This window comes from Acinetobacter sp. 1124_18A (genome assembly GCF_052824995.1).
Genome location: NZ_VTDF01000001.1, coordinates 583,242 through 605,401, shown reverse-complemented (window position 1 = coordinate 605,401; position 22,160 = coordinate 583,242). Strand labels below are relative to the sequence as shown.

19 protein-coding genes are annotated in these 22,160 nt (G+C 39.2%); 11 read left to right on the top strand and 8 right to left on the bottom strand.

Translation table 11 applies throughout. The features are described 5' to 3' along the window. Position 1: 1 nt before the first annotated feature. From prmC to FY048_RS02970, 3 genes are all read right to left on the bottom strand, one after another. A complete protein-coding gene (prmC, locus tag FY048_RS02980) occupies positions 2–817 on the bottom strand; it encodes a peptide chain release factor N(5)-glutamine methyltransferase (RefSeq protein WP_446090063.1) in 816 nt (271 codons plus the stop codon). Next, entirely contained in the window at positions 817–1,905 is a 1,089-nt protein-coding gene (gene prfA, locus FY048_RS02975) for a peptide chain release factor 1 (RefSeq protein ID WP_446090062.1), read from the bottom strand. The genes prmC and prfA overlap by 1 nt, the downstream gene beginning before the upstream one ends. A 291-nt stretch (positions 1,906–2,196) precedes the next feature. Continuing rightward, a complete protein-coding gene (locus FY048_RS02970; protein ID WP_446090285.1) occupies positions 2,197–3,036 on the bottom strand; it encodes a type 1 glutamine amidotransferase domain-containing protein in 840 nt (279 codons plus the stop codon). 119 nt (positions 3,037–3,155) lie between these two features. Between FY048_RS02970 and FY048_RS02965 the strand changes: the two genes are divergently transcribed. The 5 genes from FY048_RS02965 to FY048_RS02945 all read left to right on the top strand — a co-directional run bounded on the left by FY048_RS02965 (position 3,156) and on the right by FY048_RS02945 (position 7,274). After that, complete coding sequence (locus FY048_RS02965; protein ID WP_446090061.1) at positions 3,156–4,058, top strand: LysR family transcriptional regulator; 903 nt, start codon at positions 3,156–3,158, stop codon at positions 4,056–4,058. 196 nt (positions 4,059–4,254) lie between these two features. Next, entirely contained in the window at positions 4,255–4,674 is a 420-nt protein-coding gene (locus FY048_RS02960; RefSeq protein ID WP_005039626.1) for a glycine zipper domain-containing protein, read from the top strand. Positions 4,675–4,911: 237 nt separating this feature from the next. After that, entirely contained in the window at positions 4,912–5,424 is a 513-nt protein-coding gene (locus FY048_RS02955) for a hypothetical protein (RefSeq protein WP_446090060.1), read from the top strand. A gap of 133 nt (positions 5,425–5,557) precedes the next feature. Continuing rightward, on the top strand, positions 5,558–6,562 hold the full coding sequence (locus FY048_RS02950) for an LLM class flavin-dependent oxidoreductase (protein ID WP_446090059.1): 1,005 nt from the start codon (positions 5,558–5,560) through the stop codon (positions 6,560–6,562). A 148-nt stretch (positions 6,563–6,710) separates the two neighbouring features. Beyond that, positions 6,711–7,274 (top strand): flavoprotein, encoded by a 564-nt coding sequence (locus tag FY048_RS02945; RefSeq protein WP_446090058.1) that lies wholly within the window; start codon positions 6,711–6,713, stop codon positions 7,272–7,274. Between the two features lie 38 nt (positions 7,275–7,312). On the opposite strand, the gene pgaD is transcribed toward FY048_RS02945, so the two are convergent. From pgaD to ppsR, 5 genes are all read right to left on the bottom strand, one after another. Beyond that, complete coding sequence (gene pgaD, locus FY048_RS02940) at positions 7,313–7,771, bottom strand: poly-beta-1,6-N-acetyl-D-glucosamine biosynthesis protein PgaD (RefSeq protein ID WP_005039615.1); 459 nt, start codon at positions 7,769–7,771, stop codon at positions 7,313–7,315. Further along, positions 7,768–9,015 (bottom strand): poly-beta-1,6-N-acetyl-D-glucosamine synthase, encoded by a 1,248-nt coding sequence (pgaC, locus tag FY048_RS02935; RefSeq protein ID WP_446090057.1) that lies wholly within the window; start codon positions 9,013–9,015, stop codon positions 7,768–7,770. Before pgaC ends, pgaD begins: the two co-directional genes overlap by 4 nt. Then, positions 9,015–10,841, bottom strand: a complete 1,827-nt coding sequence (gene pgaB / locus FY048_RS02930) for a poly-beta-1,6-N-acetyl-D-glucosamine N-deacetylase PgaB (protein WP_446090056.1) — start codon at positions 10,839–10,841, stop codon at positions 9,015–9,017. The genes pgaC and pgaB overlap by 1 nt, the downstream gene beginning before the upstream one ends. Next, the gene (gene pgaA / locus FY048_RS02925) at positions 10,841–13,282 is read right to left on the bottom strand and encodes a poly-beta-1,6 N-acetyl-D-glucosamine export porin PgaA (RefSeq protein ID WP_446090055.1); all 2,442 of its coding nucleotides are present in this window, start codon (positions 13,280–13,282) and stop codon (positions 10,841–10,843) included. Before pgaA ends, pgaB begins: the two co-directional genes overlap by 1 nt. Before the next feature lie 385 nt (positions 13,283–13,667). After that, entirely contained in the window at positions 13,668–14,504 is an 837-nt protein-coding gene (gene ppsR, locus FY048_RS02920) for a posphoenolpyruvate synthetase regulatory kinase/phosphorylase PpsR (protein ID WP_016137699.1), read from the bottom strand. A 147-nt stretch (positions 14,505–14,651) separates the two neighbouring features. On the opposite strand from ppsR, the gene ppsA reads away from it, so the two are divergent. The 6 genes from ppsA (at position 14,652) to FY048_RS02890 (ending at position 22,159) form a co-directional block, all read left to right on the top strand. After that, positions 14,652–17,039, top strand: a complete 2,388-nt coding sequence (gene ppsA, locus FY048_RS02915) for a phosphoenolpyruvate synthase (protein ID WP_170834047.1) — start codon at positions 14,652–14,654, stop codon at positions 17,037–17,039. A gap of 64 nt (positions 17,040–17,103) precedes the next feature. Further along, a complete protein-coding gene (locus FY048_RS02910; RefSeq protein WP_446090054.1) occupies positions 17,104–17,862 on the top strand; it encodes an RDD family protein in 759 nt (252 codons plus the stop codon). 313 nt (positions 17,863–18,175) lie between these two features. After that, complete coding sequence (cyoA, locus tag FY048_RS02905; protein WP_016137696.1) at positions 18,176–19,210, top strand: ubiquinol oxidase subunit II; 1,035 nt, start codon at positions 18,176–18,178, stop codon at positions 19,208–19,210. Positions 19,211–19,213: 3 nt separating this feature from the next. After that, positions 19,214–21,205, top strand: a complete 1,992-nt coding sequence (cyoB, locus tag FY048_RS02900) for a cytochrome o ubiquinol oxidase subunit I (RefSeq protein WP_446090053.1) — start codon at positions 19,214–19,216, stop codon at positions 21,203–21,205. Between the two features lie 4 nt (positions 21,206–21,209). Beyond that, the gene (gene cyoC, locus FY048_RS02895) at positions 21,210–21,830 is read left to right on the top strand and encodes a cytochrome o ubiquinol oxidase subunit III (protein WP_005306751.1); all 621 of its coding nucleotides are present in this window, start codon (positions 21,210–21,212) and stop codon (positions 21,828–21,830) included. Next, a complete protein-coding gene (locus tag FY048_RS02890) occupies positions 21,830–22,159 on the top strand; it encodes a cytochrome o ubiquinol oxidase subunit IV (protein WP_016137694.1) in 330 nt (109 codons plus the stop codon). Before cyoC ends, FY048_RS02890 begins: the two co-directional genes overlap by 1 nt. Position 22,160 lies beyond the last annotated feature (1 nt).

Sequence of the window (22,160 nt, the reverse complement as noted above, 5' to 3'; positions counted from 1 at the left end):
TTTAAATCCAGCACGCCAAAGTGACTCGATCATTTTGGCCATAGTCTTGAATGGTTTTAATCTGGCTAAAACCATGCTCAGCAAATATATTTCGAACAGCTTGTCCCTGATCATAACCATGCTCTAGTGCAATCCAGCCTTGTGGTTTTAACCAGTTTTTCCCTTGAGCAATAATAGTTTCAATATCAGCCAGTCCTTGATGATCTGCAACCAATGCACGGCGTGGCTCTGTCGCTAAAGCTTGCATGTGTTCATCTTCAGGGTCGATATACGGCGGATTAGAAACAATTAAATCAAATTTTTGTGGCTTTAGTGCTTCAAACCACGCGCCGCAAGCGAATTTTACACGTTGCAAATGATGAGCTAGTGCATTTTCTTTTGCCACTTCTAAAGTAGGCGCATCAATATCAGTTGCTGTGACGAACCAAGCTGGACGTTCACTCGCTAAGGCAAGCGCAATAGCTCCAGTACCTGTTCCCAAATCAACAATATTTGAAATATTTGGCAAATTTAGATTTAAGACAGTTTCAACTAAAACTTCAGTATCAGGTCGTGGCACTAAAGTATCAGATGTCACTTTTAAATCGAGCGTCCAAAATGGCTGTGAACCCGTTACATAAGCTAAAGGTTCACCCTTTTGAATACGTTCAAGACCAGCTACATAGTCTTGTTCTTGTTGAGCTGTTAACTCTTGCTCAAGTCTAAACTTTAATTCAAGCGAATTGATTTTTAGAAAATGCTCAAGTAACCAAGCATTTTCCTGTCGTTCATAACTGTCAGGCTCACCACGAATTGCAAGCGCTTGAGCAATATTCATTAGCCGCCATTTTCCTGTGCAAGCATTGCAAGCTGATCTGCCTGATATTCGCGATGTAAGCTATCAAGCAATTCATTTAAATCACCTTCCATAATCGCATCTAACTTATATAAAGTTAGGTTAATACGGTGGTCAGTCATACGACCTTGCGGGTAGTTATACGTACGAATACGTTCAGAACGGTCACCAGAACCCACTAAATCACGGCGCATTTCAGAAGTTGCTGCATCAGCTGCTGCACGTTTTGCATTTTCTAAACGCGATACCAAAAGAGCCATCGCTTTGGCTTTGTTTTTATGCTGTGAACGTTCTTCTTGGCACTCAACTACTGTACCAGTTGGAATGTGGGTAATACGCACTGCCGAATCTGTTTTGTTAATGTGCTGACCACCTGCACCAGATGCACGGTAAGTATCAATACGTAAATCTGCTGGGTTAATCTCAACGTTGGTATCAACATCAATTTCAGGCAAGATTGCAACTGTACAAGCCGATGTATGCACACGACCTTGTGACTCAGTTGCAGGTACACGTTGCACACGATGCGCACCACTTTCAAACTTCAAGCGGCCATACACACCATCGCCATCTACACGGCAAATGACTTCCTTAAAGCCGCCATGCTCACCTTCATTTTCAGAAAGTACTTCTATACGCCAATTTTGTGTCTCGGCATATTTACTGTACATGCGGAATAAGTCGCCAGAGAAAATTGCAGCCTCATCACCACCCGTTCCGGCGCGAATTTCTAAATAAGCTGCATTAGAATCATTTGGATCTTTTGGAATCATCAAAATATTGAGCTGGCTTTCTAACTCTCCAAGCAACGCTTTATTCGCTTGAATTTCTTCTTCTGCCATATCTTTAAAGTCAGGGTCAGACTTCATCAACTCAGCAGTTTCAATATCTTCTTCTGCTTGACGGTATTTGCCCCAAACTTCGGTAATTTCAGATAAATCACTATGTTCACGAGACAATTTACGGAAACGTTTGTTATCGGAGATGACTTCCACATCTGCAAGCAACGCGGTAAGTTCTTCATGTCGATCACAGAGTTGATCAAGTCGTAAACGGAGTGACGCTTTCATAAGAGGAAATATCTCAAAAGTCCAAAAAGCTTATCGAACGCTATGTAAATATAGAAGATAAGCAAAATCGTAAAAATAGCGCATAGTTTACAGATTATGCCGCTCAAATGACATATATAATCAGCCAATTCATCAACTTTCACAGTAAGTGACAACTTATAAATATAATGATTTCAGATGAGATTTATTTACTCGCCTCTAATTTAGCTTTTTTATAGAAATTAATACGTCACCTTTTTACCCAATAAGGCAATAGAGGCTTTATTCATAAAACCTCTTTACCATGTCTATTTATTTTAATTTTTCTAATAATGTTTTACCCACCAGAACAGCCGAGGCTGGATTTTGTCCCGTAATAAGTTCACGATCCACCACGACATTTGGAGTCCAAGCATTCGTATTACTTTGATATTTACCACCAATTGACTGTAATGCCGTTTGTGGATAGAACTTCATTTCACCACCTTTTAACAAAGCCTTCGCTTGTTCTTCTTCTTGGTTACTAATCACAGTCATCCGATAGTTCTTATAAATCCACTCTCCAGTTTTTACGGTTTTGCCTTGCTCAAGTTGCTGAACGACTTCAGAAGCATTCGGTAAAGTAGACATCAATGCAATAGGGCCATGGCAAACCAGAGCTGTAGGTTTTCTAGCTCGATGAAAAGCCGTCAAAACTTTCCCAAGTTGTTTATCTTTTAATAGATCTTGCATAGGTGCATGTCCACCTGGAATATAAATAGCATCGAACTGATCTATGCCAATTTGCTCAATACGAGACAGGCTTAAAACTGGAGAATCTTGAGGCGACGTTAACTTTAGATCATGCAATAAGCCTGCGTACTGCTTTAATGCCTTTTCGTCTTGATTAAAGTACATCGCACTATTTGATGACTCATCTAACGTCGGGGCTTTCCCTTTTGGTGTAGCGAAAGTTACTGTGTGCCCCGCATCTAAAAGCATTTTTGTAGGCTGCATTAACTCATTTAAATAAAAGCCTGTTTTAAAAATATGACCATTTTTTAGCTCTAACTGCCCTTCATCAGACAATACAACTAATACATAAGCAGCATTTGCACTTAATGCTGCTGAAGCGGTCACTACTGCAAGCATTATTTTATTTAGAGATTTCATCATTCAACCTTCTTTCCAGCCTTGTGCTGGATTTATAACTAGGATGGATATATTCTATTTTTGCCAGCAAGGTAGAAAAACAACCACATTTACAAATCTTTTTTGCGTTTGAGGACAAAATGTCTCGTCAATTTGACCATCTTGCCGATGTTGAAGTGTTTTTAATTGTGGCTGAAAAGCTTTCTATTAGTGCAGCTGCAATCTATTTGTCCACAACGCCTTCAGTCATTAGTAGAACAATTACACGGCTAGAGAAAAAGTTGGGTATCCAGTTTTTTAGAAGGACCACTCGTCATTTAAGCTTGACTGAAGCTGGCCAACTTTATTACGAAAAAATGCAGCATGCTTTTCAGTTAATTGACCATGCAGAACGTGTGGTTCAAGGTGAACAACTGCAAATTTCTGGAAAAATCAAATTAAGCGTTCCTACAACTTATGGACACTATCGCTTACCACCTTTATTAGAAAAATTCCTTTTGCAATATCCAGACATTCAAATTGAGATCAGCATATCTAACCGAAATGTTGATTTAATTGCTGAAGGTTTTGATTTAGCTATTCGTCAAGGACATCTCCCTAATAGCTCTCTTGTAGCCAGACCGCTGGAACTTGCCCCTCTTCAACTTGTTGCTTCACCTAATTATTTAAAACGTATGGGTATTCCTCAAACCTTGGAAGAATTAAATCATCACCAATGTATTGCCTTTGAATTACCTAGCAGTGGTAAGGTCATTCCATGGTTCTTTAAAGATGTAGATCAAGAAATTCAGTGGACACCAACAAATCGGATTCTAGTAAAAGAAGATATTTTAGGCGTAGTTTCTCTTGCTGAAAGTGGATTAGGGATATGTCAGAGTTACAGCTTTATTGTTAATGAAAAAATTCGACAAGGAAAATTACAACCTTTACTTGAGGCTTATGTAGGTCACACACGTCCCTTCTCTTTACTGTATGCACAACATAAATATATGTCTTCTGCTACAAGAGCTTTAATCAATTTTCTCTGTTCAGATGGCGAATAATGAACTCATTAAAGCTAAATGAGACTCATATTTATCTATATGAGTATTAAACATTCTATTTTAATAGAAAACATACAAACCTGACACTAAACTACAATAATGAATTGATGGTTCTCCATATTTTAAGAAACGTGTTTTGTTACATTTGCCGTAACAAAAGATATAGGGTCCTGCTGCTAAGGACACGGAGTAAAAAATGAAATTAAATGCTTGGTTATGTAGCGCTGTTTTAGCAACTTCTATGGTTACTGTAGCTCATGCTGACAATACAACACATGTAGCAGCCGCTTCTGCTTTAGGTAGTGTCGCTGGTACGGCAATTGGTAAAAGCATGGGTGGTACATCTGGCGCAACAATTGGTGCTGCTTTAGGTGGTGCTGGTGGTGCAGCAGTTGCAAGTGACCGTCGTCACCGTACAGAATCTGCAATTGGCGGTGGTTTAGGTGGTGGTGCTGGTTATACCGTTGGTAGAAGCATGGGCGGTACAAATGGTGGTTACGTTGGCGCTGCGTTAGGTGCTGCGGGTGGTTCTGCACTAGGTAATAAGATTTCTAAAGACCGTGATGCTGACAGATCTTCTAAGCACTGGAAGAAAAAACACCGTCGTCATCACTAATCAAATTTGATGAAACGTCACTAAGCACCTTCGGGTGCTTTTTTATTAGGATCAACAAATATTCACCATCTCTCTTTTGCTCAGGATTTATCCACAAATTAATAGAAACAATACAAACAGACACAAAACTAGCGTATCGCCTTTGGGGTTCTCCATAATTATCACGAAATTTTTGATTACATTTATCTCAAGATAAAAATACTGTCCTTCTCAGTAAAAAGGACATGGAGCTACAAGATGAAAATGAATATTTGGTTAGCTAGTGCATTAATTGCAACATCGTCTATGGTGACAGTTGCACATGCAGATAATGGTACCCGTGTTGCTGCAACCTCTGCGTTAGGTAGTGTGGTTGGTACAGCAATTGGTAAAAGCATGGGTGGCACAACAGGCGCTACAATTGGTGCGGCTTTAGGTGGTGCTGGTGGTGCAGCCGCAGCGAGTGACCGTCGCAATCGTACAGAAGCTGCGATTGGTGGTGCTTTAGGTGGTGGAGCTGGTTATACAGTCGGTAAAAACATGGGCGGTACCAACGGTGGTTACATTGGTGCAGCGGTAGGTGCTGCGGGTGGTTCAGCGCTAGGTCGTAAAGTTTCTGAAGATCGTAACTACAATGATCGCTATGATCGTGGTAGTCGTTATGATCGCTATGATCGTAGATATGACGATGGTGACCGTCGTTACTATAGTAAAGGTGGCCATCGCCGTCATGACAATGGTTTACATCGCGGCTGGTACAAAAACCGCTAATTCATATATGAATCAAAAGAGCACCTTCGGGTGCTTTTTTATTGAGAGATAAAACCTAATATCGAAAAAAAACGATATACATTAATCCCTATATATCGTAGTATTTCGATATACCCTTATTCGAGAATATCGCATGCGATCACTTCAAGATACCAAGTTTTCAATTTTGGAACTTGCTCCTATTCGTAATGATAAAACCATCGAATTTTCGTTACGTCACGCATTAGAATTAGCACAACATGCAGAAAAACTAGGTTATGAACGTTTCTGGCTTGCGGAACATCACAATATGGATGGAATCGCGAGCTCTGCTACGGCTGTCTTACTCGGTTTTATTGCAGCACATACACAGCATATTCGCTTAGGTTCAGGTGGAATTATGCTTCCTAACCATGCTCCTTTAGTTGTCGCAGAACAATTTGGAACACTTGCTACTTTATATCCAAATCGTATTGAACTGGGTTTAGGCCGTGCTCCTGGTACAGATCAACTCACCATGCGAGCTTTACGTCGTGGGCATCAAGAAACAGAAGATCAATTTCCAAAAGATGTTGTTGAAATCCTAAAATATTTTGATGTACCGCAAGCAGGACAAAAGATTATTGCAACTCCAGGGCAAAATACCCATGTTCCTGTTTGGTTACTTGGATCTAGCCTTTTTAGTGCGCAATTGGCTGCAAAACTTGGTCTACCCTACTCATTTGCATCGCATTTTGCGCCACGTATGCTAGGCCAAGCCATCCAACTCTATCGTGAGAACTTTGAGCCTTCTGCTTATTTAGATAAACCTTACGTTTCTATGGGTGTACCGGTTGTAGTCGCAAATACTGATGAAGAAGCACAATTTTTAGCAACAAGTGCATACCAACGCGTATTAGGCTTAATTCGTGGCGAAAGCTTAAAACTTAAACCACCAGTTGAATCAATGCAGGGACTATGGAATACAGCAGAACAGCTTTCTGTTGAGAACTTCTATGCAATGGCACAAATAGGCTCAGTTGAGACTGTCCGCACTGGTTTACAAAAGCTTTTAGCGGCATACGATGTTGATGAGTTTATTTTTACATGTGATATATACGACACAACGAAGCGTCTAGACAGTTTTACGCAACTCATGAATGTAAAAACAGAACATTAAAACTCTGCTTCACTTCCCCATACTTGAATTGATTTCGAGTATGGGATGACCATCTATCTGAAAAGACTTTACCCCAACTTCCTGCTTGGTTATTTATATTAAAACGATAAAAACATCATGATTGAAAAACCAAAAGGACTTTTGGAAAATGAGTATTAATATTAAAAATAACGCTTCAAAATCAGTAATTTTTCAAAATACAGCTCAAGATTTTGAAGACTTTGCTGGTCAAGTTATTCCGTCAACCTCAATTAAAGAGTTTGATTTTTCACATTCATCTGTCGCTATTATTGGTACAAATCAAGATACCGTGACCCATCTTGAAAAAATCTGCCAACAAGCAAAATTTGTGACCGTATTTCAAATTACACCTCACTTTATTTTGCCCAATAGTCAAATGGTCACACACAAGTTAATTACGCATCCACTCATTATTAAAAACCGGAGATTATTTAACAATCGTGTAAAAAGTCTTCTGGCATTACGTTTTCTTGAAACTCAAGTAAATGAAACATGGCTTAAGCGCCTTTTAACCCCCAATATGGCAACGACTAAGAAAGTATTTTTTAAATCTGATAGTTATTATGCTGCACTCCAAAAATCTAACTGTAAATTACAAACTTGGCCTATTGTTAAGGTAACCAATACATCAATTCAAAGCATGGATGGTGTAGAGCAACCCGTCGACATCATTATCAGAATAACTACATAAAAATAAAAAGCATGGCTTTAGGCCATGCTTTTTATCATTTACTCATATTTTTGCAAATTGCCATGATCATCGTAATGCAAAATAATGCGTTGTTTCTTTTGCAATTCACTCAAGATCTCGGGACTAACCGAAAATTGGGCAGCTAGCAGTTCAACAGAACTATTCGGTGCTTTAGTCCGACGGTCTTCACCACTGAACCTAATCCAGTTATAACTCGCCCACAAAATTAAAATGAGCGCGCTAATTCCAATGAGTAATGCTAAATGAAGTAAGGTCTTAACTTCTGATAAATGATCGACCCAAACATAATCATAAATTAGATGCCCTTCAAAAACCCATAAAAACAGTGAAACCAATGGGAAAAGCAACCACATCAAACAAATCCACCCAATAGTTTGCAATGTATAGTTTGCTGTTTTATTTTTCACATATTCAGGTTGATCAATATATTCGGGGATATCTAAAGTCTCTATATCCTTATTTTCCTCAGGTTTCATGGGTTATCTCCACGGAAGCCGCGGTCTGGGCTCACCCAACGGGCACGTTTTTTAGTGTTAAATAAAGTCTTTGGTACAGCCACAACACTAGTAAATAAAGTAAGCAGCCAGAAAAATAACGGGTACCAAATGACCCAAAAATAGTTTCTAAAGAAGCGTCCACGGTCATAGCGCTGATCAATCCACAAACTAACCAAGAACTGTATCAGACATGTTCCACCTAATATCACGCCGTACCACTGTGGCATCAGTGTTTTGATCTGCCATTGCAGAGGTAAGTCAACAAACAATCCCACAAAAAACAGTGTGAAGATCATAATCATGACATAAGACCAGATAATACTAACAAGAGCTTCAAGCATCACTGGCCACATACGACGTACGCGTAATTTGAACATTTGTGGAATATATTCTAAAAGAACCTCTACCCCACCTTGTGCCCAGCGAAGGCGTTGTTTCCATAGGCCTTTAAATGTCTCGGGCATATAAATATAGCAAAGCGCTTGTGGAATATACTGAATATCCCAATGGTCCAGCTGTAGCTTCCATGAAATATCAATATCTTCAGTAATTTTATCGTCTGACCAAAACCCGACTCGAACGAGCGCTGTTTTACGGAATGCTGCAATCACACCAGACACTGTAAAAATACGACCATATGTACGCTGTGCACGTTTAATTAAACCAATAATCGAAGAAAATTCGCCAACCTGTAATTTTCCTAAAATACTTGATCGGTTTAAAATTCGTGGATTACCCGTTACCGCACCAATTCGCGGGAAGTTAATAAATGGTTGCATTAACCAAAGTACAGCATGCGGATGTAACAATGCATCCCCATCAATACAAACAAGATATTCGTATTTACTGACCAGTACTCCGGATCTTAAAGCTACAGCCTTACCCTGATTTTCTGCTAAGTGTACAACCCGAAGTCGCGAATCTTGCGCTGACAATTCATCAAGGATTTCAGCTGTTTTGTCACTACTTCCATCATTGACAGCAATCACTTCAAAATTAGGATATTTCGTTTGCAGTGCATACCGAATCGTTTGTCGCACTTGAGCTTCTTCGTTAAAACACGGAATAATGATACTGCACCCTTCGCTGGTCGGCTCAGGAAGCGCTTGTTCGCGGTATTCTCTCTTAAAGAAGAACCAAAGTCCTCCTACCATCCATGTCCAAGCCATGAGTAAAGGATATAAAAAGGCAAAAGCAAATAGAATATCGAGTAATACTCTCATTACTTTTTCCCCTCTACTAATCCAGCAAAAGGCTGATACATGACAGGGCTAGCGTTCAAACTAACCGGATTATATAAATATTGATGTACATCTTTTGATTTTTCAAAACTATAGCCATCAATCCCGAACTTCTGAATCCCTGTTCGCTGAATCGAAAAGAGCCCTTGTTGTACTTCTTCCCAATTGGTCTTTGAAGCATTTTCTGGCAACACTAAAGTCAGCATAATTCTTTGCTTATCTTTTTCATTAAGCGTATTTAATAGTGCTAACACCTGATTAAATTGCTTTTTCTTACCAATCATATCCAACTTTAAATTGACCAAATCATGTTGCGATAAAAGTGTTTTTAAAAGTGCTGGTAGATTTTCTACATGGTCTAGATCAGGAGTAAGCAATAAAATAAACTGCCCTTGGTTACTCATATTTAAATAAGGCTTTACAGCTTTTTTGGTAAATTGGCTAAGTTGAGCAAGATGTTTTGATTGTTCAATACAGCTATTCTCTTGAGCGGTTACTGTTTGCATTTCGCAATTTAAAGATGTGCCCGCATTAAGCTGAATACCACTTAAATTACTATTTAAGCGTGCAATATCTTTTGCCAAATCTACTGCTAAAAATGGCTTATCTTTTTGAGGATAAGCAGGTAACTCTAATATTACCGCTTGGCCCGCACGAGTTTGAGCCTGCCATAAACTACGGTTTAAAATATCTTGTTGAACAGGCATTTTATCTGTAGGGAAATAAGCGACATCATATTGCCCATCTCCATCTTTATCTTCCAAAGGTTTTAAGATCAAGGCATTATTTTTTAAGCTATACAGTTTTGATAACAACTGTCCTAATTTTTCATCTGTTTGCGTGTTTTGTGGCGCTGCTAACTGCTTTAAATCCATACTCACAAAGTGACGAGGCTGTTTAAATAAATCTGACTCTTCAAAGTTCAAAATATTTAACATACCTTCAGTGAGCTGTTCAGCTGTAGGGTTATTTATAACCAAGCTTCGTTTAAAAGTTGAATCACTCACCCGATTCATACCATCACGACCCAAACTGAAAGAAAACTCAAAACCTGCCTGCTGCGCTAGTTTTTCCAATTGCTCATTCACGGCGCCATAAGGCCAGATAATTGCTTTTGGATTAACACCGACTTCTTTTTTCAAAACTGCGTAAGATTTTTTCAAATCTTGCAAAATACGTTGTTGATATTCTGCATCCGTTTCATAACGTGATTGCGATTTTAAATATGCATACGAAGTCGCAGCAGGTTGCTCATTGCCTTGAGGATTGGTCAATATGCCATGATGTAAATCGTCACTATGGCTTGCAAACTCAGCTAAACCAGATGCTTGCATTTCACGAACTTGAGCCCAGTTCACCAAGTTACCTTGACCATAGGCTTCATAACCTGCCTGCGTATTGCCATTTATCCAACTGGTCGGAAGAGCAAAAACTGCCGGAATCTGATATTGCTTAAGTAATGGAAATACTCGGCTATAACTACTCAAAGCCCCATCATCAAAAGTAAGTAGAATAGAATTATGAGGCAATTCTTTACCTTGCTTACGAGCTTCCTCAATGTCTTTTAAACGAATCGGCTTCCAGTCAGATTGACTCAGCCAATCTAAAAACTGCGCCAGATTATTGGTCTGAATCGCATAAACATCTCGGTCACCTTCCTTTAACACATCATCTCGCACATCATGAAAAGTTAAAGAAACCGTATGATTTTTTGGTAGTTCAGTTTCAATGCGGGCATGAGAAAATTGTACGGGTAATAATGTTGAAGCAAATACACAGCTCAACATTTTTGACATCATATTATTCATTAAAAACGCCCTTCAAATCCGAAAATACCGTAGGTATGCTGCTCATCATGACCATCGTATGGGTGATATTGCCAACCAATTCCATAATTAAGTTGCCAAGTCCGCGAGAGCTGCCATTGATGCTGATATTGCAGAGAGTATGTTGGTCTAGCCGAGTAATCTGCTTGTTTATAAAGTCCCACTCCAGCTTCAAAATGCTGCTTAAATGAACGCTCATATTCTCGCCAAGTTACCCAGTCATGACTTAAATTTAACTCAGCACTGTAATGGTTACTGGGACTAAAGTAGGCAGTCTGATCTTGGCTATTGCTGCCATAAAATCCACGAACGGTTCCATAGGTAATATGGTGCGGCGCATCAAATAATCGTTCGCGCCAAAAAGTCGAAAATTCTTGTTGTTTATTACCATCACTAATATCAGTTAGGCCATAACTCGCCCCAATCTGACGTGACTCATCTTTTTGCCATGTCAAAGCAGCACGGTAAGCTTGTCCATCCTCACCAGCATCAATTGCTTGTAATGGAATATTAGCTTGGCTGTCATATTGCAATTGATACTGCCAATGGTCATTTAACCATTGCGACCAATCGAGCCGAACACCTGCTTGTCCACCATCTGTACTTTGAGACAAAATTGCCGACAATGCCTTACGGTTTGCTTGCCACTCAGCCCCGACACCATAGCGTTGGTCATGTACATCACCAAAACGGTATTCTCCGTAACGATCTTGATGCCAAGCGAATAAACGATAATTATCTTTGATCCATGGACTATTAACACGGGTTTCCATTTCGCGGTCTTTTAAACCATTCTGACCACTCACAGAATCGCTACTACTATCTGCCTTACTTTGCCCCCAAGTTGTTGAGTGAGAAATTGTCGGTCTATTGCGGTCATCTAACTCTTTTCGACTTTTAATTACTCCACCATCTTCAGGGTAATATTCCAAAAGACTTTCAGTATTTTTACGCCATTCTGGAATATCTCCTAAAGCCTGAGCATTTTGCATCTGGTTAATTCGAGTATCTTTGGCAACTGGAGTTAAACCATTTAAACGAGAAATAGTTTGCTTGGACTGTAGAGGTTTATCTCTCCAACGCTCAACACGAGCCAGATTATTAATTAGACCTTCATTGGCAGGTGCAAGATCTACTTGTTTTTGAAAATGCTTTTCTGCTTGATCAAGATGATTCGCATAAGCGAAATGCATGCCCTGTAAAGTAATATAGTCATCACGGTCGGGATGACTTGTTTTATCCACCCCTTTTGCCTGACTATATTTATACATCGGAACAAGTCGATCAACCTCACTCAAAAATTGTTCAGCTTGTTTATATTTTTCTTGTTCAATATATGAATAGTACAGTCCAGTATATACCGTCATATCTGAATAGTTTTTTTCAGTGAGCAAGGTTTTAAAAGCAAGTTCAGCTTGCTGTGGCTGTCTTTCAGCTAAATAACTATCGGCTATTGCATGACGAACATAGGCTGGCAGTTTTTCTAAATGCACATTTAATTTAGTAAATTGATCTAATACTGTACGGCTGCGCCCACGGAAGTCCAAAGCGTACAAATAATCATAATGGAATCTTAAATAATTAGGGTCTGATGGTTGAATCAAAGGCTGCATTTGCTCACCTTGCTTCAACACAGTATCAAGCTCAGCAAAGCCTTCACTATCCGACATGCCTTCCCGATTCAAATATTTATAACGAGCAATGGCATTATTTACACGTTGAGAAAACTCACTGACTTGTAGCCAGTGTTGTAACGATTCTGTTTGTGCATTTTTATCGCTAGCAAGCAACAATTGCTGAGCCTTGTTATAAGCCCCCACAGCCGCTAAGTCATAACTATATTCTTGTAAAACTGCAAAAGACTTGGGCTGCTGCTTATATGCTTGCTCAATTGCAGATAAAGCATCTACAGGCGAATTGATGAGTCGATATGCATAGGCTATTTGCACAAGTTGATCAGTCTTCAGATTTTTACTATTAATTTTTGCTAACTGTGCTTTAGCATTTACAGCATCTTTAGCTTCAGCATATAAAACTGCTAACAAAATCTGCCCATCAGGCGTTTTTTGAATATTAAATTTATTCGACCAATCAATCGCATTTTTAAAGTGTTTAAAATCACGAAAATTACGTATTAAAGGTAGCTGTCCATATTCTGGAAAACTAACCAAATTAATATTCACTAGATGCTGAGAAAAAGTTAAAAGATCTTTTTTTTCATTTGACATTACAACTAAATAATCAGCTAGCAATTTTTGATCATGCGGATAGGTTTTTAGCAATTGATCCAGTTGCAATATTGCTTGGTGAGTTTGTCCAGTTTTGTAAGTGTGAATAGCCTGCTCTCGCAACTCATCCACTTGAGCAGCATATAAATTGAGAGGCAAGATGTATACCAATGAAAAAACACATTTTTTTAGCATTTTGATAATCGGATAGTCCCATATCGAGGTGGGAAAGTATAATTAAAATCAAAAACCAATCACACAACACAAAAATAGTGTGATCTATTTATCATTTTTAAATATTTAATGTATTTTTACATGTTTTTTAAAAATATTTAGCAAAATTAAATAATTAGAATTTTTAAACTCACTCAAATATATACATTTCTTTTCAATACTCTTATTTTATTTCACAATTGGATTATAAAAACCTTACAGGTCGATAACCAATAAAAACGTTTTAATAACTTTTTGTTTTATATTTAAAACTTTTATTTTTCTCATGTTTTATATTTAAAACCATTCAATTTAATCAAAAATAAATATATATAAATTGAATGGTTAAAATAAACAATTGATTAAATTAACCAATACGACGTTTTAATCCTGTCATTTGTAAAACACGTGTTGAAATTTCTTCAATCGACATTTCAGTCACGTTTAAATATTTAATCCCTTCTGAAATATAGATTCCTTCAATTGCTCTAAGTTCCATTTGGCATTGACTAAAACTTGCATAACGACTATTCGCCTTACGTTCACTACGAATCGCAACTAATCGCTCAGCATCAATCATTAAACCAAATAATTTATTACGATGTGGTCTTAGTACTGCTGGCAAACGGTTATCATCCAAATCTTCTTCTGTTAATGGATAGTTTGCAACACGAATACCAAATTGAAGAGATAAGTAAATAGAGGTCGGTGTTTTACCCGAGCGAGAAACACCAATTAGAATTAAATCCGCTTTATCATAATGACGAGTACGTGCTCCATCATCATTATCAAGCGCAAAATGAACAGCATCAATACGAGCTTTATAAGATTCCGAATCGGTTACAGCATGGGTCTGTCCAACTAATGTTGTAGGCGGTGTACCTAATTCTTGTTCGAGTTTACTGATTAAGCCTTCAAACACGTCTAGATTAACTGCTTTAGCAGTATTAATAATTTCTCGAGCGTTTGGATCAACTAAAGTATCAAAGACTAAAGGTAGACAACCATCCTTGGTTTGACATCTATTAATTTCAATCACAACATCCATTGCCGCCTCTTCAGTTGTAATATACGGCATGATATGAATATCAAAATCAACATTGGGAAATTGTGCTAATAACGAATGTCCAAGAGTCTCGGCAGTAATTGCAGTTCCATCAGAAATAAAAAAAACGCTCCGTCTAAACTGTTTACTTTCTGACATTAAAATTCTCCTTAAACATTTGTCTTAGTGCTATATAATCTTTATAGTAAACTGATCTTACATGACTGTCGCTTAGTATAATTCTCAACTAAGCACTTTATTTTTATAATTTCATGCCAAGATAGACATTAATACTGCAAAAGTGGAGTGAAAACTTTGGAAGCGCGCGTAATCGGTCTAGAAAAATTAGGGAAACACGATGTCGAACTCGTAGGTGGGAAAAACTCATCTTTGGGTGAAATGATCAGTCATTTAGCAAATGCTGGTGTATCGGTACCAGGCGGTTTTGCAACTACTGCTGATGCCTATCGTGAGTTCTTAGATCAAAGCGGTCTTAACGCTCGAATTCAAGCAGAACTTGCTCAACTCAATGTTGATGACGTAAATGCTCTTGCAGAAACAGGTGCTAAAATTCGTCAATGGATTGTAGAGACTCCACTCACTGCAAGCCTAGAACAAGAAATTCGCGCCGCTTTTACAACACTTTCTAACGGCAACCCAGAAATCGCGGTTGCCGTTCGTTCATCTGCAACTGCTGAAGATTTACCAGATGCTTCATTCGCAGGTCAGCAAGAAACTTTCTTGAATATTCGCGGTATTGATAACGTTCTTATTGCGATTAAAGAAGTATTTGCTTCTTTATATAATGACCGTGCAATTTCTTACCGTGTACATCAAGGTTTTGATCATGACGTCGTTGCACTTTCTGCAGGCGTTCAGCGTATGGTTCGCTCTGAAACTGGCGCTGCGGGTGTAATGTTTACACTTGATACCGAGTCTGGTTTCCGCGAAGTTGTGTTTATTACCGCATCTTATGGTTTAGGTGAAATGGTTGTACAGGGTGCAGTTAACCCAGATGAATTTTACTTATCTAAACCACTATTAAATGCAGGTAGACATTCAGTTTTACGCCGCAACCTTGGCTCAAAACACCAGAAAATGATTTATGGTGAAGAAGGTTCTGCTGGTAAATCTGTTGTTGTTGTTGATGTTGAGAAACAAGAGCGCCAACAATTTGCTTTAAATGATCATGAGTTACAAGAGCTAGCTAAACAAGCGCTTATTATTGAGCAGCACTACGGTGCGCCAATGGATATCGAATGGGCGAAAGATGGCGATGATGGTCAAATTTACATTGTTCAAGCTCGTCCTGAAACGGTAAAAAGCCGCCAAAATGTAGGCACAATGGAACGCTATCTTCTTAAACAAAGAGGTACTGTTCTTTGTGAAGGTCGTTCAATTGGTCAACGTATTGGTTCTGGTAAAGTCCGTATCATTAGCTCAATTAAAGAGATGGACAAGGTTCAAGAAGGCGACGTTCTTGTATCAGATATGACCGACCCTGATTGGGAACCGGTAATGAAACGTGCCGCAGCAATTATTACTAACCGTGGTGGTCGTACATGTCACGCGGCAATTATTGCACGTGAACTTGGTGTACCCGCTATTGTAGGCTGTGGTAACGCAACAGAAGTATTGACTGATGGTCAAGAAGTAACAGTTTCTTGTGCTGAAGGTGATACTGGCTTCATTTACGAAGGTGCTTTAGATTTCGAAGTTCAACGTAACTCAATTGAATCTATGCCTAAACTTTCGTTCAAAATTATGATGAACGTAGGTAACCCTGACCGTGCATTTGACTTTGCCCAAATTCCAAATGAAGGTATCGGTCTTGCTCGTCTTGAGTTCATTATTAACCGTATGATCGGCGTGCACCCTAAGGCCCTGCTAAACATTGATAGCCTACCTCGTGAAACTCGTGCTGCGGTTCTAACTCGTACCGCGGGTTATGCTTCACCTGTAGATTTCTATGTTGAAAAATTGGTTGAAGGTATTGCGACTCTTGCTGCTGCATTCGGTGATAAGCCAGTTATCGTTCGTATGTCTGACTTCAAATCAAATGAATATGCAAACTTGATTGGCGGTAAGTTGTACGAGCCTGAAGAAGAAAACCCAATGCTCGGTTTCCGTGGTGCAAGCCGTTATGTATCCGACAATTTCCGTGACTGCTTCGAATTAGAATGCCGTGCACTTAAGAAAGCTCGTGATGAAATGGGTTTAACCAATATTCAAATCATGATTCCTTTTGTACGTACCGTATCTGAAGCAAAACGTGTTATTGAGCTACTAGCACAAAATGGTTTAAGACGTGGTGAGAACGGCTTGAAAGTAATCATGATGTGTGAATTACCAACTAACGCTCTGTTAGCTGAACAATTCCTAGAGCATTTTGATGGCTTCTCTATTGGTTCAAATGATTTAACTCAGTTAACGCTCGGTCTTGACCGTGACTCTGGCATTGTTTCACACCTTTTTGATGAACGTGATGCAGCAGTGAAAGCCCTTCTTTCAATGGCAATCCATGCCTGCCGCAAAGCGGGTAAATATGTAGGTATCTGTGGTCAAGGTCCTTCAGACCATCCAGATCTTGCAAAATGGTTAATGGAACAAGGTATTGAGTCTGTCTCTCTTAACCCAGACTCAGTTTTAGATACATGGTTCTTCCTTGCTGAAGAAAAAATCAAGCAAATCTAATATGTTATAAAAAAAGGCCCATCCGTGGGTCTTTTTTCATCTTTAGAACAGAGAATTTTTATTTATGCAAATTTACTTGGCACGTAATAATCAACAAGCTGGGCCTTACACCTTAGAGCAAGTAAATCAAATGTTGGCTAGCCAACAAATTTTGTTAACTGATTTAGCTTGGCATGAAGGCATAACAGAATGGAAAGCTTTAGGAGAATTAACCCAAGGTAAACTTGTATATCAACCTATCGGTTATTCTGCACCTGTCATAAACACAAACAGCTCAGTTAATGAAACTATTCGTCAAATTCGTGTAGAGCCTAAAACTCACGAACTTGCCTCTATTCCATCTCGAGCTTTGGCAAAAATTATTGATTTATTGCTTTGGTTACCAATAGCTGCAATCCCTTCTTTTTTCTTTAATGAATCGCAATATCAGCAATTATTTGAATTGCAAAAACAAATGCAATCAGCGGAAGTTGCTTCAACTAAAGCAGCAGAGCTACAACATCAACTTTTTACTTTAATTCCTATCGAAGCTTGGCATTCTATGCTTGCTTACGTCGTAATCATGCTTGCCATTCAAGCCTTTCTTTTAACAAAATATGGGCAAAGTATAGGTAAGAAAATTGTTGGAATTAAAATTGTAGATGCCGAGAGCAATGGTAAAGTTAATTTAACTCGCGTCTTCTTATTAAGAAGCATTGTTTTCATCATACTCAATTTGTTGTTTATGCCTATTAGTACAATTATTGACTATGCTTTTGCATTAGGACAAAAGCGACAAGCGCTACACGACAAAATTGCAAGAACAAAAGTGATCAAACGATAGTGAATTACTCATTCATTTAAGGTCTAAAAAAAAAGGAGGCACCTCGCCTCCTTTTTTCTATAGAGAGTTGATATTTAAATAAAAGCTCCATACAGATTCGATACCCTACAAAAAAAATCGGGTTTTAAAACAATTATTTCAGGCGACTTTATGTATAGCTTAGTTTGTTGATATGAGGCATAATGCCCTACAACGTAGCGGTGTCATATAATTGAGAAGTCTAAATTTAAGGATTAGCGTTCTCAATCATGCGACACTTTAATCGCTATCCCATATTTAATTAGGGAATGGGACTCTTCACCGAGGTTGTAAAATGAGACAAACGATTTTAGCTGTATTGTCTTTATCAACGCTTGCCGCACTTTTGACTGGGTGTGGTGGTGATATGGTACTTCTAAACTCTAAAGGTCCAGTTGGTCAAGGTCAAAGCGACCTCATGATGACTGCGATCTATTTAATGTTACTTGTGGTGATTCCTTCAATCATCATGGCATTATGGTTTGGTTGGAAATATCGCGCGTCAAATAAAGATGCAGACTATAAACCTACATGGGCACACTCAACTACAATTGAAGTTGTAGTATGGGGTATCCCTGTCATTATTATTGGTATTTTAGCTTGGTTAACTTGGTGGGGTTCCCACAAGTATGACCCATACCGTCCTTTAGAATCAGATAAAGCTCCTTTAACTATTCAAGTTGTTGCTGAACAGTTCAAGTGGATCTTCATTTATCCTGAACAAAACATTGCTACTGTTAACGAAGTACGTTTCCCTGAAAAAACTCCGTTAAGCTTCAAAATCACCTCTAACTTCACAATGAACTCATTCTTCATTCCACAGTTAGGCGGCCAGATTTATGCAATGGCAGGTATGCAGACTCACCTTCATTTGTTAGCAAATGAAACTGGCGTATATCGTGGTTTCTCTTCTAACTACTCAGGTTACGGTTTCTCTCAAATGCGTTTCAAGGCGCATAGTGTTACAGAGCAACAGTTCAACGAATGGGTAGCAGCTGTAAAAGCAGGTAATGGTTCTACTATTAATCCAGAAGCAGTTCAAAAAACTACGCTTGACCAAGCTGAATTAGCAACCTTACGTGATGGTAACCGTTCTAAGCACCAGATCGAGCATTTAGCAAATCGTGCTAAAGCTGATGGTGATCAAGAAGCGTTTGCTAAAGCTGAAGCTATGAAACCGTTCCCGACTAAGCCACACCCTGTGACTTATTACTCTTCAGTTGAACCAAAATTGTTTGAAACAATTATCAACCATTATATGAGTAACTATCATGGTGTTGACCACTCTGCTGCGCATGCAACAGCTGAACACGCTGCTCAAGGGGAATAAGACATGGATATGATTTTTGGTAAACTGGGTTGGGACTCTATCCCGACAGAGCCAATCGTGCTTGTCACCATGGTCCTTATGGCACTTGGTGGAATTGTTGTGCTTGGCGGCATCACCTATTTCAAAAAATGGGGATATTTGTGGAATGAGTGGTTTATTACGGTAGACCATAAAAAAATTGGTATCATGTACATTCTTGTATCTGTGGTCATGCTTTTGCGTGGTTTCGCCGATGCAATTATGATGCGTCTACAACTTTTCCTCGCTAAAGGCGGCGGCGAAGGTTATCTACATCCAGACCATTACGACCAGATCTTCACCGCACACGGTGTAATTATGATCTTCTTCGTAGCAATGGGTCTCGTTGTAGGTATGATGAACATCTCTGTACCTTTACAGATTGGTGCTCGTGACGTTGCTTTCCCATTATTAAACTCTTTAAGCTTCTGGTTATTCGCCGGTGCTGCTGGTTTGATGATGCTTTCACTTGTATTAGGTGAATTTGCTGCGACTGGTTGGATGGCTTACCCTCCTCTGTCTGGCATTCAATATTCTCCTGGTGTAGGTGTTGACTACTATATCTGGGCACTTCAGGTTTCTGGTCTAGGTACGCTTTTATCTGGTGTTAACTTCTTCGTTACCATCATTAAAATGCGTGCACCTGGCATGAAATTGATGGATATGCCTATTTTCACGTGGACTTCACTTTGTACGGCTGTATTAATCATTGCATCGTTCCCTGTATTAACAGGTACACTTGCAATGTTAACTCTAGACCGTTACTTCGGTTTCCATTTCTTCACAAATGAGCTTGGCGGTAGCCCAATGCTTTATGTGAACCTGATCTGGACATGGGGTCACCCTGAAGTATATATCTTAGTATTACCAGCATTTGGTCTATACTCAGAAATCGTTGCAACCTTCTCTCGTAAAGCGTTGTTCGGTTATAAGTCTATGGTGTATGCAACTATCGCAATTACAGTTCTTGCGTTCGTTGTATGGCTTCACCACTTCTTTACCATGGGTGCTGGTGCGAACGTTAACGCGTTCTTCGGTATCATGACCATGGTTATTGCGATTCCTACTGGTGTGAAAATCTTCTCTTGGTTATTCACCATGTATAAAGGTCGCATCACCTTTACTACTCCAATGTTATGGACGCTTGGCTTCCTTATAACATTTGGTATCGGTGGTTTAACTGGTGTACTTATGGCTGTTCCACCTGCGGACTTCCTTGTACACAACTCATTATTCTTGATCGCTCACTTCCATAACGTAATTATCGGTGGTGTGGTGTTTGGTATGTTTGCCGGCATCATTTACTACTGGCCAAAAATGTTTGGTTGGAAGCTCAATGAAGCATGGGGTAAAGCTGCGTTCTGGTTCTGGTTCTTCGGTTTCTATTTTGCATTCATGCCACTTTATATCCTTGGTTTCATGGGTATGACTCGTCGTTTGAATACATATGACAACCCTGAATGGGATCCTTACCTTGCAATTGCATTATTTGGTGCTGTTCTCGTTGCGATTGGTATTGCATGTTTCTTAATGCAAATCATTGTTGGTTTCTTACAACGCAAAGACAACATGGACCTTACAGGCGATCCATGGGATGCACGTACGCTTGAATGGGCAACCTCTTCCCCTGCTCCGTTCTATAACTTTGCGCATGAACCAGATGCAAGCGGTATTGACCGTTTCTGGACTGACAAAGAAAATGGTGTAGCATACGCACGTAACACTAAATATGAAGACATCCACATGCCGACTGATCGTGCTGCTGGTTTTGTCATTGCAATGTTCATTACAATTCTTGGCTTTGCACTCATCTGGCATATTTGGTGGCTTGTTGTTGTTTCATTCGTTTCAGCTATTGTTAGCTTGATCGTAAGCTCATTCACTAAGAATGTTGATTACTACGTTCCAGCTGCTGAAGTTGAGCGTATTGAAAACGAACGCTATGCTTTACTTGAAAAACACTTGAAGAAGGACTAAGGAAATGGCTGAAGTACTTCATCACGACAACCACGGCCACGACGGTCATCATGAACATGATGATACCGACTTAACGGTCTTTGGTTTCTGGACATACTTGATGAGTGACTTGATTCTTTTCGGATCACTCTTCATTGCGTTCGCTGTATTAAGCAGTCATATTCCACCAGGAACTCCAAGTGCATATGACCTATTCCATGATTCTTTAGGCTACGTGTTAACTGAAACATTTGCCTTATTGATTTCATCGGTAACTTTCGGTTTTGCTGTACTTGCATCTTATAAAAAGAATGTAAATCAAGTTATCACTTGGTTATTTATTACATTCCTTTTTGGTGCAACGTTCATTGGAATGGAACTTTATGAGTTCCATCACCTTGTAGAAGAAGGTCATGGTCCAACTCACAGTGCATTCTTATCATCGTTCTTTACTTTGGTTGGTACACACGGTATCCACGTAACTTCTGGTTTAGTGTGGATGTTAGTATTGATGTATCAAATCAAAACTAAAGGTTTGACACTACCGAATACACGTCGTCTAGCTTGCTTAAGCTTGTTCTGGCACTTCCTTGACATCGTTTGGATCTGTGTATTCAGCGTCGTTTACTTACTGGGAGTTCTCTAATGAGTAGTCATGACCATAATGCTGCAGGTGCGTCACACGGTAACTTTAAGCAATACACTGTTGGATTTATCCTTTCTGTTATCCTCACCATCATCCCATTTGGGATGGTGATGGCGGGTGGTTTCAGTCGTGGCATCTTAGTTACAGTAATTGCAATCGCTGCTATTGCTCAGGTTCTTGTACAGCTTGTGTACTTCTTACACATGAATACATCATCTGAACAACGCTGGAATATGATTGCATTCATCTACACAATCTTATGTATCGCTGTACTTTTGATTGGTTCTGTGTGGATTATGAATTACCTTCACTACAATATGATGATCTAAA